21 protein-coding genes are annotated in these 26,154 nt (G+C 70.8%); 17 read left to right on the top strand and 4 right to left on the bottom strand.

Features of this window, described 5'->3' with window-relative positions:
• Positions 1 to 85 precede the first annotated feature (85 nt).
• The gene (gene yghU, locus G3576_RS25080; RefSeq protein WP_164697228.1) at positions 86 to 955 is read left to right on the top strand and encodes a glutathione-dependent disulfide-bond oxidoreductase; all 870 of its coding nucleotides are present in this window, start codon (positions 86 to 88) and stop codon (positions 953 to 955) included.
• 21 nt (positions 956 to 976) lie between these two features.
• On the opposite strand, the gene G3576_RS25075 is transcribed toward yghU, so the two are convergent.
• Positions 977 to 2,833: a putative bifunctional diguanylate cyclase/phosphodiesterase gene (locus tag G3576_RS25075; protein WP_164697227.1), complete on the bottom strand. Its 1,857-nt coding sequence runs from the start codon at positions 2,831 to 2,833 to the stop codon at positions 977 to 979.
• 201 nt (positions 2,834 to 3,034) lie between these two features.
• Between G3576_RS25075 and G3576_RS25070 the strand changes: the two genes are divergently transcribed.
• The gene (locus G3576_RS25070; protein ID WP_164697226.1) at positions 3,035 to 5,065 is read left to right on the top strand and encodes a cache domain-containing protein; all 2,031 of its coding nucleotides are present in this window, start codon (positions 3,035 to 3,037) and stop codon (positions 5,063 to 5,065) included.
• 9 nt (positions 5,066 to 5,074) lie between these two features.
• Here G3576_RS25070 and G3576_RS25065 read toward each other — a convergent pair whose 3' ends face one another.
• On the bottom strand, positions 5,075 to 5,977 hold the full coding sequence (locus G3576_RS25065; protein WP_164697225.1) for a dienelactone hydrolase family protein: 903 nt from the start codon (positions 5,975 to 5,977) through the stop codon (positions 5,075 to 5,077).
• 118 nt (positions 5,978 to 6,095) lie between these two features.
• On the opposite strand from G3576_RS25065, the gene G3576_RS25060 reads away from it, so the two are divergent.
• A complete protein-coding gene (locus G3576_RS25060) occupies positions 6,096 to 6,683 on the top strand; it encodes a carboxymuconolactone decarboxylase family protein (protein WP_164697224.1) in 588 nt (195 codons plus the stop codon).
• A 3-nt stretch (positions 6,684 to 6,686) separates the two neighbouring features.
• Here G3576_RS25060 and G3576_RS25055 read toward each other — a convergent pair whose 3' ends face one another.
• Positions 6,687 to 8,078 carry a M20 family metallopeptidase gene (locus G3576_RS25055; protein WP_164697223.1) on the bottom strand — a complete coding sequence of 464 codons (1,392 nt, stop codon included), beginning with the start codon at positions 8,076 to 8,078 and terminating at the stop codon, positions 6,687 to 6,689.
• Positions 8,075 to 9,814 (bottom strand): M28 family metallopeptidase, encoded by a 1,740-nt coding sequence (locus G3576_RS25050; protein WP_164697222.1) that lies wholly within the window; start codon positions 9,812 to 9,814, stop codon positions 8,075 to 8,077. Before G3576_RS25050 ends, G3576_RS25055 begins: the two co-directional genes overlap by 4 nt.
• A gap of 184 nt (positions 9,815 to 9,998) precedes the next feature.
• Between G3576_RS25050 and G3576_RS25045 the strand changes: the two genes are divergently transcribed.
• The 14 genes from G3576_RS25045 to G3576_RS24980 all read left to right on the top strand — a co-directional run bounded on the left by G3576_RS25045 (position 9,999) and on the right by G3576_RS24980 (position 25,951).
• A complete protein-coding gene (locus G3576_RS25045; protein ID WP_164697221.1) occupies positions 9,999 to 11,678 on the top strand; it encodes an ABC transporter substrate-binding protein in 1,680 nt (559 codons plus the stop codon).
• Entirely contained in the window at positions 11,675 to 12,652 is a 978-nt protein-coding gene (locus G3576_RS25040) for an ABC transporter permease (RefSeq protein WP_164697220.1), read from the top strand. Before G3576_RS25045 ends, G3576_RS25040 begins: the two co-directional genes overlap by 4 nt.
• Entirely contained in the window at positions 12,639 to 13,499 is an 861-nt protein-coding gene (locus tag G3576_RS32655; protein ID WP_207623033.1) for an ABC transporter permease, read from the top strand. The genes G3576_RS25040 and G3576_RS32655 overlap by 14 nt, the downstream gene beginning before the upstream one ends.
• Positions 13,499 to 14,512, top strand: coding sequence for an ABC transporter ATP-binding protein (locus tag G3576_RS25030; RefSeq protein WP_164697218.1), 1,014 nt, complete (start codon positions 13,499 to 13,501; stop codon positions 14,510 to 14,512). Before G3576_RS32655 ends, G3576_RS25030 begins: the two co-directional genes overlap by 1 nt.
• A complete protein-coding gene (locus G3576_RS25025; protein WP_164697217.1) occupies positions 14,509 to 15,483 on the top strand; it encodes an ABC transporter ATP-binding protein in 975 nt (324 codons plus the stop codon). Before G3576_RS25030 ends, G3576_RS25025 begins: the two co-directional genes overlap by 4 nt.
• Before the next feature lie 5 nt (positions 15,484 to 15,488).
• Positions 15,489 to 17,255: a hydantoinase B/oxoprolinase family protein gene (locus G3576_RS25020; protein ID WP_164697216.1), complete on the top strand. Its 1,767-nt coding sequence runs from the start codon at positions 15,489 to 15,491 to the stop codon at positions 17,253 to 17,255.
• On the top strand, positions 17,242 to 19,269 hold the full coding sequence (locus G3576_RS25015; protein WP_164697215.1) for a hydantoinase/oxoprolinase family protein: 2,028 nt from the start codon (positions 17,242 to 17,244) through the stop codon (positions 19,267 to 19,269). Before G3576_RS25020 ends, G3576_RS25015 begins: the two co-directional genes overlap by 14 nt.
• A 5-nt stretch (positions 19,270 to 19,274) precedes the next feature.
• Positions 19,275 to 20,606: an LLM class flavin-dependent oxidoreductase gene (locus tag G3576_RS25010; protein WP_164697214.1), complete on the top strand. Its 1,332-nt coding sequence runs from the start codon at positions 19,275 to 19,277 to the stop codon at positions 20,604 to 20,606.
• 181 nt (positions 20,607 to 20,787) lie between these two features.
• A complete protein-coding gene (locus tag G3576_RS25005; protein ID WP_164697213.1) occupies positions 20,788 to 21,078 on the top strand; it encodes an acyl carrier protein in 291 nt (96 codons plus the stop codon).
• 30 nt (positions 21,079 to 21,108) lie between these two features.
• Positions 21,109 to 21,564: a 3-hydroxyacyl-ACP dehydratase FabZ family protein gene (locus tag G3576_RS25000; protein ID WP_164697212.1), complete on the top strand. Its 456-nt coding sequence runs from the start codon at positions 21,109 to 21,111 to the stop codon at positions 21,562 to 21,564.
• A gap of 1 nt (position 21,565) precedes the next feature.
• Positions 21,566 to 22,768, top strand: coding sequence for a beta-ketoacyl-ACP synthase (locus G3576_RS24995; protein WP_164697211.1), 1,203 nt, complete (start codon positions 21,566 to 21,568; stop codon positions 22,766 to 22,768).
• The gene (locus G3576_RS24990; protein WP_164697210.1) at positions 22,765 to 24,030 is read left to right on the top strand and encodes a beta-ketoacyl synthase N-terminal-like domain-containing protein; all 1,266 of its coding nucleotides are present in this window, start codon (positions 22,765 to 22,767) and stop codon (positions 24,028 to 24,030) included. Before G3576_RS24995 ends, G3576_RS24990 begins: the two co-directional genes overlap by 4 nt.
• Positions 24,030 to 25,052, top strand: a complete 1,023-nt coding sequence (locus G3576_RS24985) for a zinc-binding dehydrogenase (RefSeq protein WP_164697209.1) — start codon at positions 24,030 to 24,032, stop codon at positions 25,050 to 25,052. Before G3576_RS24990 ends, G3576_RS24985 begins: the two co-directional genes overlap by 1 nt.
• Entirely contained in the window at positions 25,049 to 25,951 is a 903-nt protein-coding gene (locus G3576_RS24980) for a lipid A biosynthesis lauroyl acyltransferase (protein ID WP_328729773.1), read from the top strand. Before G3576_RS24985 ends, G3576_RS24980 begins: the two co-directional genes overlap by 4 nt.
• Positions 25,952 to 26,154: the final 203 nt, after the last annotated feature.

Genomic DNA, 26,154 nt, shown 5'->3' with positions numbered 1-26,154 from the left:
GACCACGCGAAGCGATGGCTGACATGCCCCTTCCGCTGGGCGCGGCAAGGCCTCACATGGGGGGCAAGGATAGGGAGTTTCCTGCATGAGCGACGAGTACACGCCCCCCAAGGTCTGGACCTGGGACAAGGCCAATGGCGGCCGCTTCGCCAACATCAACCGGCCGATCGCCGGACCGACGCATGACAAGGAACTGCCGGTCGGAAAGCACCCGCTGCAGCTCTATTCGCTCGGCACGCCGAACGGCGTGAAGGTGACGATCATGCTGGAGGAGCTGCTGGCCGCGGGCCATGGCGGCGCCGAATACGATGCCTGGCTGATCAAGATCGGGGAGGGTGACCAGTTCGGCAGCGGCTTCGTGGCCGTGAACCCGAACTCCAAGATTCCCGCGCTGATGGACCGCAGCGGTCCGACGCCGGTGCGCGTCTTCGAATCAGGCGCGATCCTGACCTACCTCGCGGAGAAGTTCGGCGCCTTCCTGCCACCGGGCGGTGCGGCGCGCGCCGAGACCCTGTCCTGGCTGTTCTGGCAGATGGGCAGCGCGCCCTATCTCGGCGGCGGCTTCGGCCATTTCTACGCCTATGCGCCGAGCAAGATGCAGTATCCGATCGACCGCTTCTCCATGGAGACGAAGCGGCAGCTGGATGTGCTGGACCGCCGCCTGGCGGAATCCGAGTACATCGCAGGCCCTGACTACACCATCGCCGACATGGCCATCTTCCCCTGGTATGGCGGGCTGGCGAAGGGGTGGCTCTATGGCGCGGCGGAGTTCCTGGACGTGGCCAGCTACAAGCATGTGCAGCGCTGGGCGGACCAGCTGCTGGAACGCCCGGCGGTGCGGCGCGGCCGCATGGTGAACCGGGTGCAGGGCGAACCCTCCAGCCAGCTGCATGAACGCCACGACGCCAGCGACTTCGACACCAGGACGCAGGACAAGCTGGCCGCGAAGGGCTGATCCGTCAGGGGCGGCGGGCGATCACCCCGCCGCCCGCTGTCCCCGCGGCCGCAGCGGCACGGGCGCCCCGGGCGCATCGGGCTGGCGGTCCATCAGCCAGGCGGACAGCGCCTGGCGGTCCATCGGAGCCGCGAAGAAGTATCCCTGCGCGCGGTCGCAGCCCAGGGCGGTCGCCATGGCGGCCTGCTGCGCCGTCTCCACCCCCTCCGCCACCACCACCATGCCGAGGCCATGGGCGAGGGAGACGGTGGCGCGGATGATCTCCTCCGCCCGGCGATCGGTGCCGAGCTTCTGCACGAAGCGCTTGTCCAGCTTCACCGCATCCAGCGGCAGGCGCAGCAGCTGCGCCAGGCCCGAATGGCCGGTGCCGAAATCATCCAGCGCCAGCTTCGCCCCCCGGCCGCGCAGCGCCGCCAGCTGGTCCAGCGTGCGGTTGCTGACGCGATCCAGCAGCACTTCCTCCGTGATCTCGACCTCGATCGCATCGAGGCCGAGGCCTCCGCGCTCCACCTGCGCCACGATGTGCTCGACGATGTCGGCGCGCGCGACCTCGGCCGCGGAAAGGTTGATGGCGAGGCGTGCGCCGGTGAGGCCGCTGCCGCGCAGCACCGCCATCGCCGCCAGCGCCTGGTCGCGCACCACCTCCCCCAGCCGCGCGGCGCGGGCCGGGCCGATGGCGGGGAAGAGTTGCGCCGGCGGCACGGCGCCGAGTTCCGGATCGGCCCAGCGGGCCAGCGCTTCCACCGCCACCGTGGCCTGCGTGCCATCCAGCCGCAGGATCGGTTGCAGGTGCACGGTGGCGCCGGACAGCACCGTGGCGCCGCCGAGATCGGCATCGAAGGCGCGGATGATGGCGGTGACCCGATGGACCCGTTCCGCATCCGCGCGGCATGCCCAGCCGATGCCGCCGCGGCCCAGCCGCTTGGCCTGGACCATCGCCTCATCGGCCAGGCGCAGCGCAGCCTCCGCGCCATCCGCATCGGCGGGGGCCATCGCCGCGCCGATGGTGGCGCCGAGCCGCAGGCTCATGCCGGCATGCGCCACGGGCTTGTGCAGCACGGCGCTCAGCCGCCGCACGGCCTCCGTCGCCGCGGCACGATCCGCAAGGCCCATCAGCAGCACGGCGAATTCGTCGCCGCCGATGCGGCCCACCACATCGCCGCCCCGCACGCCCTGCCGCAGCCGCTGCGCCACTTCCCGCAGCACGGCATCGCCGGCGGCGTGGCCGGCGGAGTCATTCGCCTCCTTGAAGTGGTCGAGGTCGATGACGATCACGGTCACGGCCTGCCGTTCCTGCATCGCGCGGCCGAGCGTGGCGGCGATGCCGCGCCGGTTGGGCAGGCCCGTCACCTCATCGGTCAGGGCCATGGCTTCGGACCGGCGCAGCGCGCGGTGCAGTTCGAGGTTGGCGACCACCGCCTGCGCCAGGGTGCGCAGCAACGCCACCGCCCCGTCACCCGGCGCCTTCGCCACCGTGTCGAGGACGCAGAGCGTGCCCAGCGCGAAGCCATCCGAATCCACCAGCGGCACGCCGAGATAGGACCGCAGCCCGGGTTCGCCCGTGACGAGCGGATTGTCGCACAGACGAGGGTCCTGCACGGCATCCGTGACGACCATCGCCTCGCGCGGCGACAGGATGGCATGGGCGCAGAAGGCGTGGTCGCGATGCGTCTCCCGCACCGGCAGGCCCACACCGGCCTTGAACCACTGCCGCGCCTCATCCACCAGCGAGACCAGCGCGATGGGATTGCCCGTCAGGTCGGCAGCCAGCGTGACGATCCGGTCGAAGGCCTCCTCGGCCTCCGTGTCCAGGATCTCGTAGGATCGGAGCGCCAGGAGGCGCTTCGCCTCATCGGGCGGCAAGGGTGCGGGCGGCATCGGGACTCCGTAGGGCGCGGCAGGCGTGGGCGGAGCCGGTAGGGCAGCAGACCCGGCAAACTCTGCCTCAGCGGAATTGCCGAATTCTTATCGGGAGCCTCCTGCCGCGCGCGGGTCAGATCCACGACGCATCGCGACGGTGGTTAACAGCACGTTCGATACTTTGTTTTCCAGTGCTCGAAACCGCTCCCCAGGGGTTCCATGACACGCCTTCGCATCGCCCTGCGCATCCACATCATCACCGCCCTGGCCCTGGTGGCGCTGCTGCTGGTCGGCATCTCCGGCACGCGCCTCGTTGCCGATGTGCTGGAACGCGACCGCATCGCGCTGCTGCAATCCGTGGTGGACAGCGCGCTTTCCATCGCCCGGCGGTTCGAGGCGGAGGAACGGGCCGGGCGCATGGACCGCGCCACGGCCCAGGGCCGCGCCATGGAGGCGATGCGCGCCATCCGCTACCGCGGCGAGGAGTATGTCTGGATCAACGACATGACCCCCCGCATGGTCATGCACCCCTTCCGCCCGGCGCTGGAGGGGCAGGACCTCTCTGGCTTCCGCGACCCGACGGGCCTCGCGCTCTTCACCGCCTTCGTCGATACGGTGCGGCGCCAGGGATCGGGCATGGTGCGCTACCACTGGCCCCGGCCGGGGGCCGCGGATGGTGATCCGGCGGTCGAGAAATTCTCCTTCGTCGCGGGCTTCGCGCCCTGGGGCTGGGTGATCGGCTCCGGCGTCTATGTCGATGACCTGGCAGCGGAGACGCGGGCCGCCATGCTGCAGATGGCGATGGAGGAAGGCACCGCCGCCATCATCCTCATGCTGCTCGCCACGCTGGTGGCGCGCGGCATCGTGCGCCCGCTGCGCGCCGTGACGGAGGCGACCATCGCCATGGCGGATGGCAACCTGGCCGTCGCCGCGCCGGGTGCGGAGCGGCGGGACGAGGTCGGCGACCTCGCCCGGGCGCTCGACGCCTTCCGGGCCCAGGGGCTGGAGAACCGCAACCTGCAGAAGGCCGCGCTTGCGGAACAGCAGGCGCGGGATCGTCGCGCGCAGGCGATCGAACGCCATACGCAGGATTTCGGCGGCACCATCTCCGCCGTGCTGCACTCCCTCTCCTCCGCCGCCAGCGACATGCAGGCGGTCGCGGGCCAGGTGGCGGATGCCGCGACGCGCACCCGCGACGGCGCGGCGGAGACCGTGACCCAGGCCACGCGCAGTTCCACCAACCTCAACGCCGTCGCCGCCGCAACGGAGGAACTGACCGCGACCGCCAGCGAGATCGCGCGCCGTATCTCGGAAGCGGCCTCGGCCGCCGAGGACGCGGTGGCCCGCGCCCGCGCCACCGATGAGACGGTGAAGGGCCTGTCCACCGCGGCCGGGGAGATCGGCGACATCGTCCGCCTGATCAGCGGCATCGCGGGGCAGACGAACCTTCTCGCGCTGAATGCGACGATCGAGGCGGCGCGCGCCGGGGAGGCCGGCAAGGGCTTCGCCGTGGTGGCGAGCGAGGTGAAGGCCCTGGCCGCGCAGACCGCGGCCGCCACGGACCGCATCGGCGCCCAGATCGCCGCCATGCAGGCAGCGACCGGTACCGCCGTGGCCGCGGTGGCGGACATGGCCGGCGGCATCGACCGCATCAACGACATCGCCGTCGCCATCGCCGCCGCCGCTGAACAGCAGGGCAGCGCGACGCGCGAGATCGCGCGCCAGGTGACGATGACGGCGCAGGGCACCAACGACACGACCCGCCAGATGGGAGAGGTCTCCGCCCTGGCCGCGGATGCCATCGCCGCCGGGTCGCGCGTGCGCGATGCGTCGGAGGCGATGTTCGAGGTCTCCGCCACCCTGCGGACGGAGGTGGATGATTTCCTTGCGGGCATGCGCAGCGCCGATGGCGCGGATCGCCGGCAATGGGAACGCATCGAGGGACATGGCGCCCGCGCCCGCATCACGCTGCCGGGTGAGGCCAGCGGCGTGGAGGCGTCCGTGATCGACATCTCCCGCGGCGGCGCGCGCCTCGCCAGTACCGGGCTGGCCGGCGCCGGCCTCGCCGCGGCGCCCGGCACGGAAGTGGAGATCACGCTGCCGGGCGGCTCGGCGGCGATCCCGGCCCGCATCGTGCGCATCGAGGATGGCGCAGTGGCGGTGATCTTCGGCCAGTCCGCCGCCAGCCTGGCGCGCATCGACCAGGCACTGGCGGCGATCGGTGGCGGCGTCACGCGGCTTGCTGCGTGACGCGACACCTCAGGCCAGGTGGCGCCTGAACCAGGCCACCGTCCGGTCCCAGGCGAGCTTCGCGGCGGCTTCCTGGTATCGGGGCGTGGAGTTGTTGTGGAAGCCGTGCTGCGTGCCCGGATAGATGTGGGCCTCATGCGGCACGGCATTCGCCTTCAGCGCGGCCTCGAAGGCGGGCCACTGGTTGTTGATGTTGGCGTCGTTCTCCGCGTAGTGGATCAGCAGCGGCGCCTTGATGCGCGCCACGGCCTCCGCCGGCTGCGCGGCGCCGTAGAAGGGCGCGCCCGCCTGCATCTCCGCCCCCATCGTCGCCGCCAGCCAGTTCGTGGTGCCGCCGCCCCAGCAGAAGCCGGTGACGCCGAGCTTCCCCGACGACGCCGCATGCGCCTTCAGGAAGCGCGCGCTGTTCAGCATGTCCTGCCGCAGCTTCGCCTGGTCCAGCCCCGCCTGCAGCGCGCGGCCGTCATCATCATTGCCGGGATAGCCGCCGGCGGGGAACAGGCCATCGGGGGCGAGCGCGAGGAATCCCTCCGCCGCCGCGCGCCGCGCCACATCCTCGATATAGGGGTTGAGGCCTCGATTCTCGTGGATGACCAGCACGGTCGGGAAGGGCCCGGTGCCTGTGGGTTGCACCAGGTAGCCGCGCATCGTCCCTGAATTGCCGCCGGGCGAAGGGTAGGTGACGTAGGTGGCCTTGATGCGCGGATCGGTGAAGGAGATGGTCTGCGCCTGCGCGTAGCGGGGCAGCAGCGACTGCGCCATCAACAGCCCACCCGCCGTCACCGCCGCCGAGGCCATGAGGAAGGACCGCCGGTCCATCCGCCCATGGCAGTATTCGTCGTAGAGGTCGAAGACGCGCTGGTCGATCTGGACCTGCGTCAGCGGCACGAAGCCGTCCTGTCCATCGGGCATGGTGCGTTCCTCCATCCGGTCGCGACGATACCGGCGCGCAGTCGCGCTGTCCTGCACGGATTTCCAGCAGCGCCGATCCGGTGTTGAATCCGGCGGCAAGAAGCAAGGAAACATCCGCATGACCCCGCGCCTGACGCTGCCGGAGCCCGAGGCGATGAACGAGGCGCAGCGCAGCCTGCGCGACCGGATCCTGGGCAGCGGCACCGGCAGCATGGTCGGCCCACAGCGCGCCAACATCCACAGCCCCGAACTGGCGGAGGCCTGGTGGCAGCTCGGCGACATGCTGCGGCTGCGGACCGTGATCCCGAAGCCGCTGCTGGAACTCGCCATCATCGTCGCGGGGCGGCGCTGGAACAGCCAGCTGGAATTCCACTTCCACGGTGCCGCCGCCATCAAGGCCGGCATCGACCCCGCGGTGGTGGAGGCGATCCGCATCGGCGCGCCGCCCGTCTTCCAGGATGACGCGGAGCGGGAGGTCTACGAATACGCCCGCCAGATCCAGGTGAACGGCGCGCCGGATGATGCGAGCCACGCCGCCATCACGGCGCGCTGGGGCGAAAGGGGCGTGGTGGAGCTGACGGCGATGATCGGCTTCTACACCATGGTCTGCATCGCGCTGAACGCACACCGCATCCCGCTGCCGGACGGCGTCGAGCCCCCCTTCCCCGCCGATCCCGGCTTCAGCACCATGCCCCCCGCGGCATAGGGCTCACGCTGGCCAGGGCTGTTCGCCGAGGTCCCAGAACAGCCCGGCCATGATCTCCATGCCCTCCCGCATCAGCGGCCGCAGCGCGTGTTCGTTCGGCGCGTGCTGCGAGCAGCCGGTGTAGGAATGCGGCAGGTAGACCGTCGGCAGCCCCAGCGTGACCGCGAAGGTGTCGTTCGGCAGCGACCCGCCGGCATTCGGCACGATCATCGGCTGCTTGCCCGTGGTCTCCCGCACGGATGCCGCGACCATCTGCGGCCAGGGGCCATCCGGGTCCATGCGCGTGGCCGCCCATTCCGCGCCCTGCTTCACCGCTTCCACCGTCACGTCGTCGAAGCCGGCTTCCGCCAGGTGCTTGCGGATGGCGGGGATGAAGGTGGAGGGATGGCGGTCCACGGTGTAGCGGATCTGGCAGCGGGCGAAGGCCTCCGGCGGCACGGCGTTGACCGGCGCCCTTGGGTGGCCGCATTCGAAGGCCAGCACCTCGAAGGTGTTCCAGCCAAAGACCTTCTCCGCCGCCGTCAGGCCGGGTTCGCCCCACCAGTGATTGATCTCCGGCCCATCCGCCCCGCCATCGACGCGGCAGGAGGCGAGCGCGGCGCGCACGCTGTTCGGGATGCGCTCCGGCACCAGGTCCCGCACCAGCACCTTGCCGTCGCGGTCGATGATGCTGGCGATGGCATGCGCGAGGCGGATGCCGGGATTGGCGAGCAGCCCGCCCCAGTTCCCGGAATGATGCCCGCCGTCGCGGTACTTCACGCGCAGGTCGAGCGCGAGCGCGCCGCGCGTGCCCAGCACCAGCGCCGGCACATCCGGCACCAGCCGCGGCCCGTCGGAGGCAATCAGCACATCGGCCTTGAGTTCATCGCGATGCGCGCGGGCGAATTCGTCGATGCCGGGCGATCCCACCTCCTCGCTCATCTCCAGCAGCAAGGTCACGTTGAAGCCCAGCTTCCCGCGCGTGTTCAGCACGGCCTCCAGCGCGGCGAGGTTCGCGCTGTGCTGGCCCTTGTTGTCCACGATGCCGCGGCCATAGAGCCGGTCGCCGCGCTGCGTGATGGTCCAGGGCGACAGCCCCTCATGCCATTCCTTGTCGAGGCCCTGGACCGTGTCGCCATGACCATAGGTCAGCAGCGTCGGCAGCCCAGCGTCCTCCACGCGGCGCGCGATCATGAAGGGGCCGCCCTTGCCCGTGGGGTTCGGATGCACCGTGCAGGTGAAGCCGATGCGCGTTAGGTCCGGCGCCATCTCCTGCTCGAGGTAGCGCAGCAGATGCGGGCCGGCACCGGGCTCCTGGCTCGCGGTCGGGCAGGCGATGCGGCGCTCCAGGATCGCCAGGAAGCTGCCATCCTCGAACATCGCCCGCGCAGCGGCGATGGCGGCCTCGCGGTTCATGCGCCGGTCGCCTGGTGCACGCGGCGCGTGGCGGCCCGCAGCGCGGCCACGAAGCGGTTCTGGCCGCGCATCAGCTCCACCATGGCGGGCTTCGCCAGCGCGGCATCCAGCGCCGGCAGCTCCGCCGCCACGGCCAGCGTCGGCAGCGGCGGCACCGTATAGGCGGGGTCATGCGCGAAGCGCGCCTCCCGCGTGTAGTTGATGGGCACGAGGATGCGCGACAGGTCCTGCACCGCCGCGTTGCGCGCCGCGATCGGCGCGCCACCCAGCCCGGCCAGCGCCTCCCGCAGCCCCGCCACTGCCGCCTTCGCGGGCGAAAGGTCCGCCATGCCCTTCGAGGCACCCTCATACTGCGCGATGGTCGCATCGAACTCGTCGCAGGTCGCGGACCAGTCGAAGGGCAGCACCTCGGCATTCGCGATGCGCAGCACCGACAGCAGGTAGATCTTCATGTCCACCAGCAGGATGTCGCGATCCGCGATCTCCAGCGTGTCGTTCTCCGTATGCCAGGCGATGTTCGCCCCGCAGCCGGAGACGTCGTAGTAGTTCTTCTCCCGCCGCAGCGCCTCCGGCATCGTGCTGGACAGCATGAAGAAGCTGGGCAGGCCGATATTGTTGAAGGAGTAGTCGCCGGCCTGGGGCGGACGGATGCATTTGATGTCGGCATCCGGCACCACGTCGCGGATCGCGCCCGCGGCCAGCGCGGCGCTTTCCGTGAAGGCGCGGGTCTGGTGGTAGGAGGTCGCCCAGCGGCAGCCCGGGCTGTCGCAATTGATCTGCGCCAGGCAGTTCTCATCGAGGTCCTGCGCGAAGGCATCGGTGAACCAGGTGGAGCCCGCATAGCGACCGGTGGAATGCCCCGGCCACCAGGCGATCCTCACGCTGCGCTTCAGCGATCCGCGCTTCGCCCAGAGCACGCGCGCGATCTCCAGCATGGTCGCATCGCCCGTGGCATTGTCGCCGACGCCCACTTCCCAGCTGTCGTAATGGCCGTGCAGCAGGACGAACTTCTGCTGGTCTTCCGTGCCGGGAATGGTGACGACGGGGATGGATTGCGGAAACCAGCCCTCCTCCATCACCGTGCGGATCGTCGCCTCCCCGCCCGCCTCCGCCAGCGCCATCAGCGCCTGGCCATCGGGGTTGTTGACCGCCACGACGGGGATCTTCGGCTTGCGCGGCAGATCGTGCAGGTCCGGGCTGCCCCAGATGGTGGTGCAGGTGCCCCAATGGATGTCGATGCCGGGGTTCACGGCAATCAGCCCGACGCCGCCCCATTCCTCGATCAGGCTGGTCAGCGCCGGATTGCCGAAACCCTCCATCACCACGATGCAGCCGCCGATCTTCCGGCGCACCTCCTCCACCGATCCGATCGATCCGCCGAAGAGCAGCCCGATATCGCGGCTGTAGGATCGCAGCGCCTTGGGGTTCGCCTTCAGCTTGACCAGCTTCGCCGTCCGTCCCTCCGGCACGTGCAGGGCGGAGGAGGGCGGCTTGGCGCGGTAGCGCACGCCATTGGCCGTGACGGAGGCATCATGCGGAATCGAGAGGCAGATCTCCGGCTGGTGCACCTCCACCGGGATGCCGTGGCGGCGCAGGCGATCCACGATGACCGCGGCCGCCTTGTTCACGTCATCGGGCTTCCAGCGATGCATGCCCGCGAAGGTCGTAACCAGGTCCCAGGGCGCATCGAGCGTGACGGCATCGAGGAAACCCTGTTCGTCGGCGGTGATCGGCATGGTGCGGCCTCCTGCTCCGCCGATGGCAGCACCGCGCGGCGGGGCGCGCAAGCCGTGCCCGCGCGTGATGACGGGGCGGCAAGGCAGTGATCGGCACGACCGATGTGAAAATCGCCGCGGATACCCCATGGCCGACGCGGCACGGAATGTGCTGCACTCCCCGCGACGCCAGAGGATGCCGCCCATGAACCGCCGCTCCGTCCTGCTCGCCGCCACCGCGCTGACCGCCCTGCCGCGCCTGCCCGCTTTGGCGCAGGGCGCGCCCGGCGATCCCATCCGCCCCCTGGTGCTGCTCACCCGACCCCAGGCCGCGGCGCCGGCGGCCTATCAGGCGGCGGAGCTGATCGCCCAGGAATGGCGCAAGCTCGGCCTGCAGGTGGAGCTGCGCCCCCTGCCCAACCAGCAGATGAGCCAGGTGGTCTGGTACGAACGCCAGCGCTGGGACTTCACCATGTGGCAGATGGTCGGCCGGCCGGAACGCGGCGACCCCGATGAGATGGTCTACAACCTCCTGCACTCCGCCAACATCGCGACGGGCTACAATTTCGTCGGCTACAGCAACCCCGACTACGACCGCCTGGCCGAGGCGCAGCGGAGCGAGATGGACCAGGCCCGCCGCGCCGCCATCGTGCGGGAGGTGCAGGAGGTCGTGAACCGCGACCAGCCCTATGCCTTCCTGGTCCACCCCGTGAATCTGCAGGCCTTCAACAAGCAGGTCTTCGCGGAAGGCAGCGCGGTGAACCAGGCCGGCCTCGGCATCCGCAACTTCTGGAACTGGATCAGCCTGCAGCCCACCGGCCGCCAGCGCGACATCATTGTCAACTCCACGGAACCGGTGAAGGCGACCAACCCCTTCTATGTCAGCGGCGCGCCGGACAGTTGGGTGACGGACCTGGTCTGGGATCGCCTGATGCGCGTCGGCCCCGATGGCCTGCCGCAGCCCTGGGCGGCGGAGCGCGTGACGCAGGTGGATCCGCTCACCATCGATTGCGTCATCCGCCAGGGCATGACGCATCATGACGGCACGCCGGTGACGACGGAGGATGTCGTCTTCTCCTACGAGGTGCCGGGCATGGGCGACGAATCGCCGATGTACAAGCCCTTCGTACAGAACATCGCCTCCGTCACCGCCACCGATGCCCGCACCGTGCGCTTCGTGCTGAAGCGCCCCGACGCCGCCTTCCGCATCGCCGTGCTGGCCAAGCTCAACATCGTCTCCAAGCGCATCTGGGCGCCGGTGGTGCAGGACTACCTGAACCGGCCGCAGAACCTGGAATCCTTCGTCGAGGAACGGCCCGTCGGCTCCGGCCCCTACCGCTTCGTGCGCTCCCGCGTGAATGAGGAAGTGGTGCTGGAGGCGAACCCGAACCACTGGGCGCGGCCCAAGGCCGATCGCTGGATCATGCGCATCATCCTCAACACGGAAGCGACGCTCGGCGCGCTGCGCCGTGGCGAGATCAACGTGCTCGCCGATTATTTTGGCGACCCCGACCTGGTGAAGACCATGGCGCGTCAGCTGCCGAACATGATCGCGGTGCGGGAGGAGGTCGATATCGGCTTCCAGTTCGTCGGCATGAACCTCCGCCGCCCCCCCTTCAACGATGCCGCCTTCCGCCGCGCGCTCTCTGCAGCGGTGAATCGGGAGATGATGGCCGGCGCCGCCTGGAACGGCCAGGCAGTGCCCGCCAACTCCATGGTCTCCCCAGCGCTCGCCGCCTGGCACGACCGCGGGATCGAGGGCCGCGTGCCCGGCGGCAATCTGGAGGGCGCGCGGCGGCTGCTGCAGGAAGCGGGCTACCGCATGGTCGGCAACCGGCTGCACTATCCCAGCGGCGTACGGGAAACGACGACGCCCTATCAATGAAGCGCGTCCTCGGGCGGCTGGGGCACGCCATCTTCGTCCTCTGGGCGGTGGCGTCCCTGACCTTCGTCATGTTCCGGCTGATGCCGGGCGATCCCACGCTGAACTTCCTCTCGGAATCCTTCAGCGAGGAGATGCGCGCGGCCCTGCTGACCTCCTTCGGGCTCGATCGCCCGCTGCCGGAGCAATACGTGCTCTACCTCGGCAGCCTGCTGCGGGGCGACCTCGGCGTCTCCTTCCTGCAGAAAAAGCCGGTGCTGGACATCCTGCTGGATGCGCTGCCGAACACGGTGGCGCTGACGGTGACGGCGCTGGTCATCGCCTATGCCTTCGGCATCATCGCCGGCGCCTTCCTCGCCTTTGCCCGCGGCAGCGTGACGGAGGGCATCGCCATCCCCGCCGCGCTGATCACCCGCGCCGCGCCGGAATTCTGGCTCGGCATGATCTTGCTGGCCTGGCTCTCCTTCGCCTGGGGCATCTTTCCGTCAAGCGGCGCGAATGAGGCCGGGTCGGAATTCACCTCCGAATGGGCGCGGCTGACCTCCGCCGATTTCCTCTGGCACCTCGTGCTGCCGGCGCTGACCCTGGCGCTCTACCTGCAAGGGCTGCCGCTGCTGCTGATGCGCGCCACCATGCTGGAAGTGCTGAATGACGAGTTCATCGTCATGGCGCGCATGAAGGGCCTCTCCCGCTGGGCGATCGTCATGCGCCACGCCGCGCGCAATGCGCTGCTGCCGGTGGCGACGGCCTTTGCGCTCGGCCTCGGCAGTTCCTTCGGCGGGAATGTCGTGATCGAGACGGTCTTCTCCTGGCCCGGGCTCGGCCGCGTGCTGGTCTCCGCCGTGCAGGGTGCCGACTATCCGCTGGCGCAGGGCGCCTTCATCCTGATCGCGGCGGTGCTGGTGACGATGAACATGGTGGCCGACCTGCTCTATGCCTGGCTCGATCCGAGGGTGTCCGTCGGTGCGCGCCGCTAGAGCAACCCTCGGCTTCCTGCGCAGCCAGCCCTTCGCGCTGGTGGGAATCAGCATCTACCTGCTGTTCCTGGTGCTCGCGATCTTTGCCGACCAGATCGCGACGCATGATCCGCGGCAGATCCTGTTCAGCGGCGCCTACCGCGTGGCGCGCTATTTGCCGCCCTCGGCCACGCATTACCTCGGCACCACGGCGGGCGGGCGGGACATCTTCTCCCAGCTCGTCCATGGCACGCGATCCGCGCTGACGGTCGGCGTCACCGCCGCCTTCTGCGTGGTGTTCCTGGGCTCGCTGATGGGGCTGCTGGCCGGCTATCTCGGCGGCTGGGTGGACCGCATCATCATGCGGCTCTCCGACATCGTGCTGGGCCTGCCCTTCCTTCCGTTCGTCCTCGTCATCTCGGCGCTGACCCGGCCCGGTACCGTCACGCTCGTTGCCTCCGTTGCGCTGATGCTCTGGCCCAACACGGCCCGCGTCATCCGGTCCCAGGTCCTCTCGCTGCGGGAGCGGGGATGGGTGGAGGCCGCGCGCGTCACGGGCTGTTCGCCCATGCGCATCATCTTCGTCCACATCGCGCCGCAGGTGGCGCCGCTCGCGGCACTCTACGGATCGATCGCGGTGGGCTGGGCGATCCTGACGGAGGCCTCGGCCTCCTTCCTCGGCTTCGGCGATCCCGCTGCCATCTCCTGGGGCCTGATGCTGCAGGACGCCTTCGCCAACCAGGCCCTGTCGCGGGAGGCCTGGAACTGGTTCATCCCGCCAGGCCTCTGCATCGTGGCCCTCGTCCTCGCCGGCTTCCTCGTCAGCCGGGGGTCGGAGAAGCTGCTCTTTCCGAAGCTGGGGGATTGATGGCGAGCCTCCTCACCGTCCGCGACCTCGCCGTCCACTACGCCACCGCGGCCGGCCCGGTGCGCGCCGTGGATGGCGCGAGCTTCGACGTGCCGGCGGGCTCCATCGTGGGCCTCGTCGGCGAAAGCGGCTGCGGCAAGTCGACGCTCGGCCGCGCGCTGATGGGCGTGATGCCGCGCAGCGCCCGCATCGCCGCGGGATCGGCGGTGTTCGAGGGCCAGGACCTGGTGACGCTGCCCGACAAGGCACGGAAGGAACTGCTCTGGCGCCGCCTCTCCTTCGTGCCGCAGACCGCGATGAATGCGCTGGACCCGGTGCAGCGCGTCGGCGCGCAGCTGATGGAAGTGCTGACGGAACGAGGCGGGCTGTCGCGCGCCGCGGCGGCGTCGCGGGCGGAGGCGCTGTTCACCCTCGTCGGCCTCGACCCCAAGCGGCTGCGCGACTGGCCGCACCAGTTCTCCGGCGGCATGCGCCAGCGCGCCTCCATCGCGCTGGCGCTGGCCCTCGATCCCGCGCTGATGATCGCGGATGAACCGGTGACGGCGCTCGACGTCATCGTGCAGCGCCAGGTGCTGGACGTGATGAAGGAGCTTCAGGCGCGTCTGGGGCTCGCGATGATCCTGGTGACGCATGATGTCGCCGTCGTTGCCTATGCCTGCGACCGCGTCGTGGTGATGTATGCCGGCCGCGTGGTCGAATCCGGGCCCGTCCGAGCCGTGCTGGAGGCGCCGCTGCACCCCTACACAATGGGCCTGATGAACGCCTTTCCGGACCTAGAACGCGCGGGCGGCGAACTCGTCCCGATCGAGGGTTCTCCCCCCTCCCTGCTCAACCCGCCCAAGGGCTGCCGCTTCGCCGCCCGCTGCCCCTTCGCGGTGGCGCGCTGTGCCGAGGACCCGCCCCTGGTCGAGGACGCGCCCGACCATCACGCCGCCTGCTGGCGCAGCGCGGAGGCGGCCGCACTGCGCCCGCAAGCCGCGCGCGCCGAGACCTGGGCGGGTGTCGTCGCATGACGCCCGTCATCGCCGCGAACGACCTGACGAAGGCCTTCCCGGCCTCCCGCCGCCTCTCCGACCTGCTGCGAGGCCACCGGCCGATGGTGCGCGCCGTCAATGGCGTCACGCTCGGCGTCGGCGCGGGCCGCGCGCTCGGCATCGTCGGCGAAAGCGGCTGCGGCAAGACGACCACGGCGCGGCTGCTGTTGCGGCTGGAGGAAGTGACCAGCGGCAGTGTGCTGTTCGACGGCCAGGATGTGACGGCGCTGCGCGGCAAGGCGCTGCTGCCCTTCCGGTCCAGCGTGCAGCTGGTGTTCCAGAACCCCTTCGACGCGCTGAACCCCCGCTTCACCATCCGCCGCACGCTGACGGAGCCCTTGCGCAACTTCGGCATCCCGCCGGACCAGCAGGATGCCCGCATCCGCGAAGCCATGGCGCGCGTCCGGCTCGACCCCGCCGAGGCCTATCTCGACCGCCATCCGCATGAACTCTCCGGCGGGCAGTTGCAGCGCGTGGTGCTGGCCCGCGCCCTCGTCGCGCATCCCCGCGCCATCATCGCGGATGAGCCGGTCTCGATGCTCGACGTCTCCGTCCGCGCCGGCGTGCTGAACGTGCTGCGCCGCGCGCGGGACGAATTGCAGCTGGCCGCCATCTACATCAGCCACGACCTCGCCCTGATCCGCTATGTCTGCGAGGAGGTGGCGGTGATGTATCTCGGCCGCGTGGTGGAATCCGGCCCGACGGCGGAGATCATCGCCGCCCCCGCGCATCCCTACACCCGCGCGCTGGTTGCCGCCGTGCCGGTGCCGCGCGTGGACCAGGATCGCGGCGCGCTGCCCATCCAGGGCGGGCTGCCGGACCAGGTGAACCAGCCCAGCGGCTGCGCCTTCCGCGACCGCTGCCCCCTCGCCATGCCCCGCTGCGCGGAGGAAGCGCCGGCGCCGCGCAGCATCGCGCCCGGCCGCATGGCCGCCTGCCATTTGGTGTGAGGACCATGACCACGCCACGCCCCTGCAACCCCGTCACGCTCGAGATCATCCGCGGCGCCATCCGCGCCGCGCAGGCGGAGATGGAGGCGCTGATCGAGCGCACCGCCATGTCCGCCTTCATCCGGGAGAAGAAGGATTTCTACACCGCCCTCTTCGATGCCGATGGCGTCATGGCGGTGGGCTCCAACGTCCCCGTCTTCGGCGACATCTGCGGCCCCGTCTTCCGCGACTTTCCGATCGGGACGATCCGGGACGGCGACCTCTATTGGTACAATGACTGCTACGGATCGCGCGGCGCCGTCAGCCATTCCAACGACCAGGTCTTCCTGGCGCCGGTCTTCGTGGATGGCCAGCGAGTCGCCTTCGTCATGGGCTGGGCGCATTTCGCCGATATCGGCGGGCTCCGCCCCGGCTCCATCAGCCCCGATGCGACGGAGATCTTCCACGAGGGCGTCATCATCCCGCCGACGCTGCTGATCCGCGACGGCGTGGTGAACCAGGCCGCGCTCTCCATCTTCTATCGCAACTCCCGCTATCCCCGCACCGCCCAGGGCGACACCCGCGCGCTGATGGCGAGCGTGGAGCTGGGCGTCGCGCGCATGAGGGAGATCGCGGCGAATTTCGGCGCCGATGTGCTGGCCGATGCGCTGGCGCAGCTGCTGGCCCGCACGCGGGATACGGTGCGCGGGCGATTGATGGAAACCTTCCCGGTCGGCACGCATCGCTTCACCGATCGCATCGACGGCGATGGCCATGGCAGCGGCGCGCTCCGGCTCCGCTTCGCGCTGACGCGCACGCCGGAAGACCGCTTCGTGCTCGATGCGTCGGAGACGGATGACCAGTCGGCCGGCCCGGTGAACTTCCTGATGAACCCCGATGTGCCGGGCATGGCGCTCGGCCTCTATTTCCTCGGCGGCGATCCGACGCAGGTCGTGAATGCCGGCGGGCCGCGATCGCTGGATGAGGTGATCCTGCGCGAAGGCTCGCTGCTGCAGCCCCGCTTTCCCGCGGCGCTCGGCATGCGCGGCCTGACCATGATGCGCATGCTGGCGGCGCTGAACGGCCTCGTCTCCGTCGCCGGTGGCGAAGCCCCCGCCGCCCATGCCGCCTATGTCATCATGCTGCTGCGTGGCACCATCGGCGGAAAGCATTTTCTCATGAGCGACGGCCTCGGCGTCGGCTATGGCGCGCGCGGCTTCGCGGATGGGATCGATGGCGTCTATTTCGTGGCGCAGGAGAACTACCCGGTCGAGTTCCTGGAGACCGAGTATCCTGTCCGGCTCCGCGAATACGGCCTCAACATCGACAGCGGCGGGCCTGGGCGCTTCCGCGGGGGATGCGGGATCGTGCGCGAATATGAGGTGATGGCGGAGGAATCGATTCTCGCCGTTCGGCTCGACGGTGTCGAGAACCCGCCCTGGGGCGCCGCCGGCGGGCAGTCCGGCCGCCCGGGCCGCGTGGTGCTGAACCCCGGCCTGCCGAATGAACGCGTGCTGAAGCCGCTCTCCGACGGCAACCGCGTGGTGCGCGGCGACATCCTGCGGATCGAGACGGGCGGCGGCGGCGGCCGCGGCCATCCCTTCGACCGGCCGGCGGAGGCGGTGCTGGAGGATGTGCTGGGCGGCCTGGTCAGCGCCGCTTCCGCCCGGGCCGACTACGGCGTCGTCATCGCCGGCCGCGCCATCGATGAAGCCGCGACCGCAACTCTGCGCGCCTCTCGCCCCGCCACGCGCGCCTTCCATCGCGGGAGCTATGCCGATGCCCTCGACTGACCCGCTCTCGGTCGCGGTCGATATCGGCGGCACCTTCACCGACGTGACCCTGCAGGATGCCGCCACGGGCCGCGCCTGGACGGCGAAGACGCCCTCGACTCCGCATGATCCGTCGGAGGCCTTCCAGGCCGGTGTGCGCCTGGCGCTGGAGACGGCGCGGGAGGAGGCCGGGCGCATCGGGCGCGTGCTGCACGGCACGACCATCGCGACGAACCTGATCCTGGAAGGCAAGGGCGCGCGCACCGCCCTCATCACCACCGCGGGCTTCCGCCACGTGCTGGAGATCGGGCGGCAGGACATCCCGCGCCGCGCCAACCTGCATGCCTGGGTGAAGCCGAAGCGCCCCGTGCCACCGTCGCGCGTCTTCGAGGTGACGGAGCGCATCGTTGCCGATGGCAGCGTGCTGGTGCCACTGGATGAGGCCAGCGTGACGCGCGCCACGGAGGCCTGCCGCGAATCCGGCGTCACCGCCATCGCCATCTGCCTGCTGCACGCCTTCACCAATGCCGCGCATGAACGCCGCGTGGCGGCGATGCTGCGCGAAGCCCTGCCCGGTGTCGCGATCACCGCTTCCGTCGATGTGCTGCCGGTGGTGCGCGAATACGAACGCTCCCTTGCCGCCATCCTCAATGCGCAGGTCATGCCGGCCGTCTCCACCTATGTCGAAAGGCTGGAGCGGCGCATCGCGGAGGACGGCATCGCGGCGCCACTGCTGCTGATGAAGTCGAATGGCGGCGTGGCCGGCGCGGCCTCCATCCGCCGTGCGCCGGCCGTGACCGCGCTGTCGGGCCCTGCCGCGGGCGTGGTCGGCGCACGGGCGGTGGCGGCGGCAGCGGGGATCCCGAACATCCTCACCGTCGATATCGGCGGCACCAGCGCCGATATCTGCCTGATGAAGGACGGCACCATCGCGCTGACGCAGCGCGGCGCCGTCGGCGACTGGCCGCTGCCCCTGCCGATGCTGGACATGGTGACGATCGGCGCCGGCGGCGGCTCCATCGCGCGCGTCACGCGGGACGGCGCACTGGCCGTGGGGCCGGAGAGTGCGGGCGCGCAACCCGGCCCGGCCTGCTATGGCCGGGGCGGCACCCTCGCCACCGTGACGGATGCGCATGTCGTGCTCGGCCATCTCCCGCCCTCGCTACTCGGCGGGCGGATGACGCTGGATGTGGCGGCGGCGGAGGACGCCGTGCGCAAGGGCGTCGCTGAGCCGCTGGGCCTGCCGCTGCACGAGGCGGCGCGCGGCATCCTGGCCGTCGTCGATTCCAACATGGTCGGCGCGCTGCGCGTCGTTTCCGTCGAGCGTGGGCATGATCCGCGCGACTTCACGCTCGTGCCCTTCGGCGGCGCGGGGCCGCTGCACGGCTGCGCGCTGGCCGCGATGCTCGGCATTTCGCGCGTGCTGGTGCCGCCCTCCCCCGGCGTGCTCTGCGCGCAGGGCTTGCTGCATGCCGACATGCGGGCGGAGTTCAGCCGCTCCGTCCTGCCCAGGCAGGCCGAGGATGCCGCCGCCCTGGACGCCACCTTCAAGACGCTGGCGCAGGAAGCCATCGCCTGGTTCGAGGAGGAGGCGATCCCGCCCGACGCTCGCGCTACCACGCCCGTCGCGCTGATGCGCTATGCCGGCCAGGGGGCGGAGCTTCCGGTTCCCTGGCGCGGCCTCGACCACGCCGCTTTCGATTTTGCCGCGGCGCACCGCGCGCTCTACGGCTTCGACCTGCCGGAGGGCCGAGCGGAGATCGTGACGCTGCGGCTGGAAGCCGTCGGCAGCCTGCCGCCCCCCGCCGCCCAGGCCCTGCCGCCCGGGCGCGGCGCCGCGCCGATCGGCACGCATCCCGTCCACCTGCCTGGCGGCACGGCGGATGCCGCGCTCCATGACCGCGCCGCGCTCGGCGCCGGCGACCGCATCGCCGGCCCCGCCATCATCACCCAGCTCGATGCCACCACCCTGCTGCCGCCCGGCTGGACGGCGGAGGCACTGCCCAGCGGCGCCTTGCTGCTGCGACGGGATTGAAAGCCATGATGCACCTCGCCGCCTTCATGTTCACGCCGGGCAGCCATTCCGCCGGCTGGCGCCACCCGGAAGCCGTGCCCGAATGCGACATGGACTTTCGGCAGTATGCCCACATCGCGCAGGTCGCGGAGAGCGGGAAGCTCGATGCGGTGTTCTTCCAGGACACGGTGGCGGTGAATGGCAGCGCGTCCCTCGACGGCGCCGGGCCCTATCGCCCGCGGCAGGGCCGCACCGCCTACCTGGAGCCCACGACGCTGCTCTCCGCCCTCGCCATCGTCACCCAGCGCATCGGGCTGATCGCGACCGCGACGACGACCTACAACGAGCCCTACAACCTCGCCCGCCGCTTCGCCTCCATCGACCACATCAGCAACGGCCGGGCGGGGTGGAACCTCGTCACCTCCCAGATCGAGGACGAGGCCGGCAATTTCGGCGCCGACCACCACATGGCGCATGCGGAGCGCTATGAGCGCGCGGAGGAGTTCTTCGACGTCATGGCCGCGCTGTGGGACAGCTTCGGCGATGGCGCGCTGATCCGGGACAAGGACAGCGGCATCTATGTGGACACCGCCAAGGTCCACCTGCAGAACCACCGCGGCAAGCATTTCGCCGTCCGCGGGCCGCTGAACATCGCGCGCTGCCCTCAGGGGCGGCCGATCGTGACCCAGGCGGGCTCCTCCGGCCCCGGCATGGAACTCGCCGCCCGCACGGCCGACCTGGTCTTCACGGCCCAGTCTGACCTCGGGGAGGCGCAGGCCTTCTACGCGGACCTCAAGGCGCGGGCGGCGAAGCACGGGCGGAACCCGGACCATGTGAAGATCATGCCCGGCCTCATGACCATCATCGGGGCGACGGAGGAGGAAGCGCAGGCGCGCTACCGCGAGTTGCAGGGCCTGCTGGCGGATGAGAATTCCATGCGCCTGCTGGCCCGTCTCTGCGGGGACCTCGACATCTTCGCCTACCCGCCGGATGCGCCCCTGCCGCCGCTGCCGCTCTCCAACGCCGCCCAGGCGCGGCAGCGCCACCTAGTGGAGAAGGCTAAGCGGGAGAACCTGTCGATCATCCAGGTGGCGCGGTACCTCGCCACCTCACTCGGCCACCACCTGCTGGTGGGCACGCCGGCGACGATCGCCGACACGATGGAGCAATGGGTGAAGGCGGGGGCCTGCGATGGCTTCACCCTGCTCTCCCCCTACTACCCCGCGCCGCTGGAGCGCTTCGTCGCCCAGGTGGTGCCGGAATTGCAGCGGCGGGGCCTGTTCCGGACGGAATATGCCGGCACGACGCTGCGGGACCATCTGGGCCTGCCGGTGCCGCCGAACCGCTACGAGATGTAACGCAACCGCGGGCATTGCGCGGGCGCATCGGCGCAAGCCGCTGTTTTTGCTGAGCCTGCCGGCCGGCACGCTGGCGCCGCCGGCCGCCGATGCTGGACAAGCCGGCCGGATCGCGCCAAACCGCGCCCAAACCCCTGACATCCCCCCTCGGCGACCCCTGGCCGCCCCCGGAGCACGCCCCATGACTTCCCCCGTGTTCGACCGCATCGCGGACATCATCGCGGAGAACAGCGAGGTCGCCCGCGACTCCATCACGCCGGAGGCGCATGTCATCAACGACCTCGGCATCGACAGCCTGGACTTCCTCGACATCGTCTTCGCCATCGACAAGGCCTTCGGCATCAAGGTGCCGGTGGAGGCCTGGACGCAGGAAGTGAACGCCGGCACCGCGCCGGCCGAGCAGTACTTCGTCATGGGCAACCTGGCGCTGCGGATCGAGGAACTGGTCGCGGCCAAGCAGGCCAAGGCCTGAACTCCGGGCCCGGCCCGCGGACAGGACGCCATGCGCCTCGAATACTTCCAGATGGTGGACCGGGTGGTGTCGCTCGGCCCCGAATCGATCACGGTGGAAAGCCACGTCCCGGAAGCCAGCCCGGTCTTCGAGGGCCACTTCCCCGGCTACCCCATCGTGCCCGGCGTGCTGCTGGTGGAGACGATGGCCCAGGCCGGCGGCTGGCTGATCCTGGCGCTGGAGGGCATGCAGCGCATGCCCTTCCTCTCCACCGTCAAGGAAGCCAAGTTCCGCGGCTTCGTCGGCCCGGGCTCGCCCCTGGTGGTGGAGGCGAAGCGCACGCATGACGGGTCCGGCTTCGCGGTGGCGGAGGCGCGGATCCTGTCCGGCGGCAAGCGCATCGCCGATGCCGAGATCACCTACCGCATCATGCCCTTCCCCGCCGAGGCGCTGCGCGAGGCGATGACCGCCACGGCGAAGCGGATCGGCCTGCCCGGCCATTCCTGAGATGACGCAAGCCTCCCCCATCTGGGTCACCGGCGTCGGCCTGGTCTCCGCGGCCGGCGAAGGGCGGGACGCGCATCGCGTCGCCACGCTGGCCGGCGCCCCCCCGGCGCTGGACGACACCACCTACGCCCCCTTCGCCATCCATCCCGGCCCGGCGCTGGAGTTGGACCGCCAGATCCCCAAGAAGGGCGACCAGCGGCAGATGGAGCCCTGGCAGCGGCTCGGCACCTATGCCGCCGGCCTGGCGCTGGACGATGCCGGCGCCCGCGGCCTGGTGGCAGAGATGGACCTCATCGTCGCCGCTGGCGGCGGCGAGCGGGACATGGCGCTGGATGAGAGCGTAGTCGCCGCCCTCGCCCCCCTGGCGCCCGCGGAGGCCGCGAGGAAGCTGAACGAGATGCTGGCCGGCGGGCTGCGGCCGACGCTGTTCCTGGCGCAGCTGTCGAACCTGCTGGCAGGCAACATCTCCATCGTCCATGGCGTGACCGGCGCGTCCCGCACCTTCATGGGGGAGGAGCAGGCCGGCGCCGATGCGGTGCGGGTGGCCGCGGCGCGGCTGGCCGAAGGGCGCGGCCAGGCGGCGCTGGTGGGCGGCGGCTTCGTGGCCTCCCGCTGGGACCTGATGATCCTCTACCACGCCGGCGGGCTGCTGCGGCGGGCACCGGGCTGGGCGCCGGTGCTGGACCGCGCGACGGCGCCCGGCGCCATCCCCGGCACGCTCGGCGCCTTCCTGGTGCTGGAAACGGCGGAGGCCGCGCGCGCTCGTGGAGCCCGGGGCCTGGCGCGCATCATGGGTGTCGCCTGCGAACAGGCGCGGCGCGACGGGGCCGATACCAGCGCCATGGCGGCGGCCCGGGCGGCGGCGCGGCTCGACCTGCCGGCCGGCCCTCTCGCCGTCCTGTCGGGCGCCACGGGCATCGCCGGGCCCGTGGCGGCGGAGCGTGAGTTCCTGGACGGGCTCGGGCGCAAGCTGGCCGTGCGGGCCGCGGGCAATCGCCTCGGCTGGGGCGTGGAGGCGACCTTCCCGGGCAGCGTGGCGCTGGCGGCGCTGGCGCTGGCCGATGGCAGGCTGCCGGCGGCCATGGGACCGGGCGAGGACGAATTTGACGGCCCGCTGACCGACATCCTGGTCACGGGCTTCGCGGGGTGGCGCGGGGAAGCGCTGGCGCATCTGCGGGCGATCCCGGCGGAGGACCAGCCATGAACACCACCGACCATCGCGGGCGTCCCATCGTCGCCGTCACGGGTATCGGGCTCGTGACCCCGCTCGGCTTCGGCGTCGCCACCAACTGGGAGGCGCTGCTGGCGGGCCGGTCCGGCATCCGCCGCATCACCCGCTTCCCGACCGACCATCTGCGCACCACCATCGCCGGCACCGTGGACCTGCCCGAGGAAGCGGAGGGCGCCTGGCTCCCCTCCTCCGAGCGCGTGCGGCTGATGGCGCAGCGCGCGGCGGATGAGGCGCTGGCGCAATCCGGCCTCGTTGCCCCCTTCCCCGGCCCGCTGCTGCTCGGCATGCCGCCGGTGGAGCTGGAATGGCCGGCGCGGCTGCGCCTGGCGGAGGCGACCGGGGAGGCCGCGCCCAGCTACAAGGCGCTGACCGAGGCAGCCGCGGGGCGCGACGAACTCTATCGCACCACCGCCTTCGCCGGCGTCGGCGACCGCCTGGCCGCGCATCTCGGCACGCGCGGCGCGCCGATCGCCATCTCCACCGCCTGCGCCACCGGCGCCTCCGCCATCCAGCTCGGCGTCGAGGCGATCCAGCGCGGCGAGACGGAGGCCGCCATCGCCATCGGCGCGGATGGCACGGTGCAGCCGGAATCGCTGATCCGCTTCTCGCTCCTCTCCGCGCTCTCCACCCGCAACGAGGACCCGACCGCGGCGTCCCGCCCCTTCGAGAAGACGCGCGGTGGCTTCGTGATGAGCGAGGGCGCGGCCTGCCTGGTGCTGGAAAGCCTCGCCCATGCGACGGCGCGTGGCGCCACCATCCTTGGCATCGTGCGGGGCTGCGGGGAGAAGTCGGACAGCTTCCACCGCACGCGGTCCAACCCCGATGGCGGCGCGGTGATCCGCGCCATGCGCAACGCGATCGAGGATGCGGGGCTGACGCCTGCCGACATCTCCTACGTCAACGCGCATGGCACGGGGACGCCGGAGAACGACAAGATGGAGACCTTCGGCATGCGCGCCGTCTTCGGCAATGACGCGCCGCCGATCTCCTCCAACAAGTCGATGATCGGCCACACCCTCTCCGCCGCCGGCGCGATCGAGGCCGCCTTCAGCCTGCTGGTGATCCGCGACCAGATGCTGCCGCCCACCATCAACCATGTGGAGCCCGACCCGGCCATCACGCTCGACGTGGTGCCGAATGTCGCGCGGCCGGCCAAGGTTTCCAACGTGCTCTCCAACAGCTTCGGCTTCGGCGGGCAGAATGTGTGTCTCGTGCTGAGTGGGGCTCCTGCCTGATGCGTGCGCTGCGCCTGCATGGCGACCGTGACCTGCGGCTCGAGGCCATCGAGCCGCCGCCGCCGCCTGGCGAGGGCGAGGTGCGCATCCGGCTGCGCGCCATCTCGCTGAACCACATCGATGTCTGGGGCTGGCGCGGCATGGCCTTCGCGCAGCGCAAGCTGCCGCTGGCGGTGGGCGCGGAAGCCTCCGGCGAAGTGATCGCCGTCGGCCCCGGAGTCACGGGCTGGAAGGCGGGCGACCGCATCGTGCCCTATGGCGCGCGCACCTGCGGCACCTGCCAGGCCTGCCAGGAAGGCCGCGACAACCTCTGCGAGAACGTGCAGGGCGTGGCGGGCTTCCATGTCGATGGCTTCGCGCGGGAGGAGGCGAATGTCCCCGCCCGCCTGCTGGTCCGCGTGCCCGATGGCGTCAGCTTCGAGGATGCGGCCTGCGCCACCGTCACCTTCGGCACGGTCGAGCACATGCTGTTCGACAATGCGAAGCTGCAGCCCGGCGAGACCATCCTGGTGCAGGCCGCGGGATCGGGCATCGGCTCCGTCGCCATCCGCGTCGCCAAGGCCCTGGGCTGCACCGTCATCGCCACGGCGGGCGATGACGAGAAATGCGCCAAGGCGCTGGCGCTCGGCGCCGATCATGCCGTGAACTACACCGAGAAGAATTTTTCCACGGTCGCGCGGCGCGTCACGGGCAAGCGCGGCGTCGATGTGGTGTTCGAGCATGTGGGCGCGACGACCTGGGCGGGGTCGCTGCTGTCGCTCCGCATGGGCGGCAGGCTGGTGACCTGCGGCAGCACCTCCGGCGTCTCGGCCGAGACCAACCTGATGATGATCTTCCAGCGCCAGCTCCACATCTTCGGCAGCTTCGGCTGCGCCATCCGCAACGTGCAGGATGGCCTGGCCAAGATGGCGCAGGGCATCCGCCCCGTGCTGGATACCGTCGTGCCGCTGGAGCGCTTCACCGAAGGGCTGGAACGGCTGGAATCCCGCCGGGTCTTCGGGAAGATCGTCGTCACGCTGTGAAGGCAGCCCTGCGGCGTCTGGGCGAGGAGGCGCTGGCCGCGCTGATCCGGGGCGGCTTCGCCGTGGTGAAGGCGCTGGGGCCGGACCGTGCGGGCGCGATCGGCGCCGCGGCGGCGCGCACCCTCGGCCCGCTGACCTCCGCGCACCGCATCGCGCGGGAGAACATCGACGCGGCCTTCCCGGAGAAGAGCGCCGAGGAACGCGCGGCGATCCTGCGGGAGAGCTGGGAGAATCTCGGCCGCACCGCGAGCGAATACGTCCATCTCGGCGATCTCTGGGACTTCGACATCGACAATCCCGGCGCGGGGCGGATCGAGCTTTCGCCCGAGAGCATCGAGCGCTTCATCCGGCTGCGGGATGACGGCAAGCCCGCGATCTTCTTCGCCGCCCACCTCGCGAATTGGGAGCTGCCGGCCGTCGCGGCGCAGCGCAACGGGCTGGCCTCCGCCGCGCTCTACCGCACCCCCAACAACCCCGCCATCGCGCGCGACATCCTGGCGATGCGCGCGGGGGTGATGGGCCTGCTGATCCCGGCGGGCTTGTCCGCGCCGGTGGCGATGATGGAGGCGCTGGACCAGGGCCTGCATCTCGGCATGCTGGTGGACCAGCGCTTCGGGCGGGGGCCGAAGGTGCAGTTCCTCGGCCGGACGGCGGCAGCGAACCCGCTGCTGGCCCGGCTGGCGCGGCGCTTCGACTGCCCGGTGCATGGCGCGCGGGCGATCCGGCTGCCCGGCGGGCGCTTCCGGCTGGAGCTGACGGAGGCGGTGGAGCTGCCGCGGGATGCGAAGGGCCAGGTGGACATCCAGGCGGCGACCCAGGCGGTGAACGACATCGTCGCGGGCTGGATCCGGGAGCATCCGGGGCAGTGGCTGTGGCAGCACCGGCGGTGGCGGGACTGAGGCCGCCACAATTTTTAGGGCTACTGCGGTTTTAGCCGATTATGCCGATTAGGTGCGTTTAGCACCGATTTCGCGGGCCGCTCCGGGGCGGGGAATTCCAGATGCGCGGGGTGCGCGACCTATGTCATGCGTGGGTGGCATGGCGGCGGGCGCGGGTCGGGTGGTGACGGCTGGAACGTAGCGCGAACGGGGTGGTGAGCGCC

The sequence above is a fragment of the Falsiroseomonas algicola genome (assembly GCF_011040385.1).
GTDB classification, from domain to species: domain Bacteria; phylum Pseudomonadota; class Alphaproteobacteria; order Acetobacterales; family Acetobacteraceae; genus Falsiroseomonas; species Falsiroseomonas algicola.
This window is presented reverse-complemented; position numbering and strand designations above follow the sequence as displayed.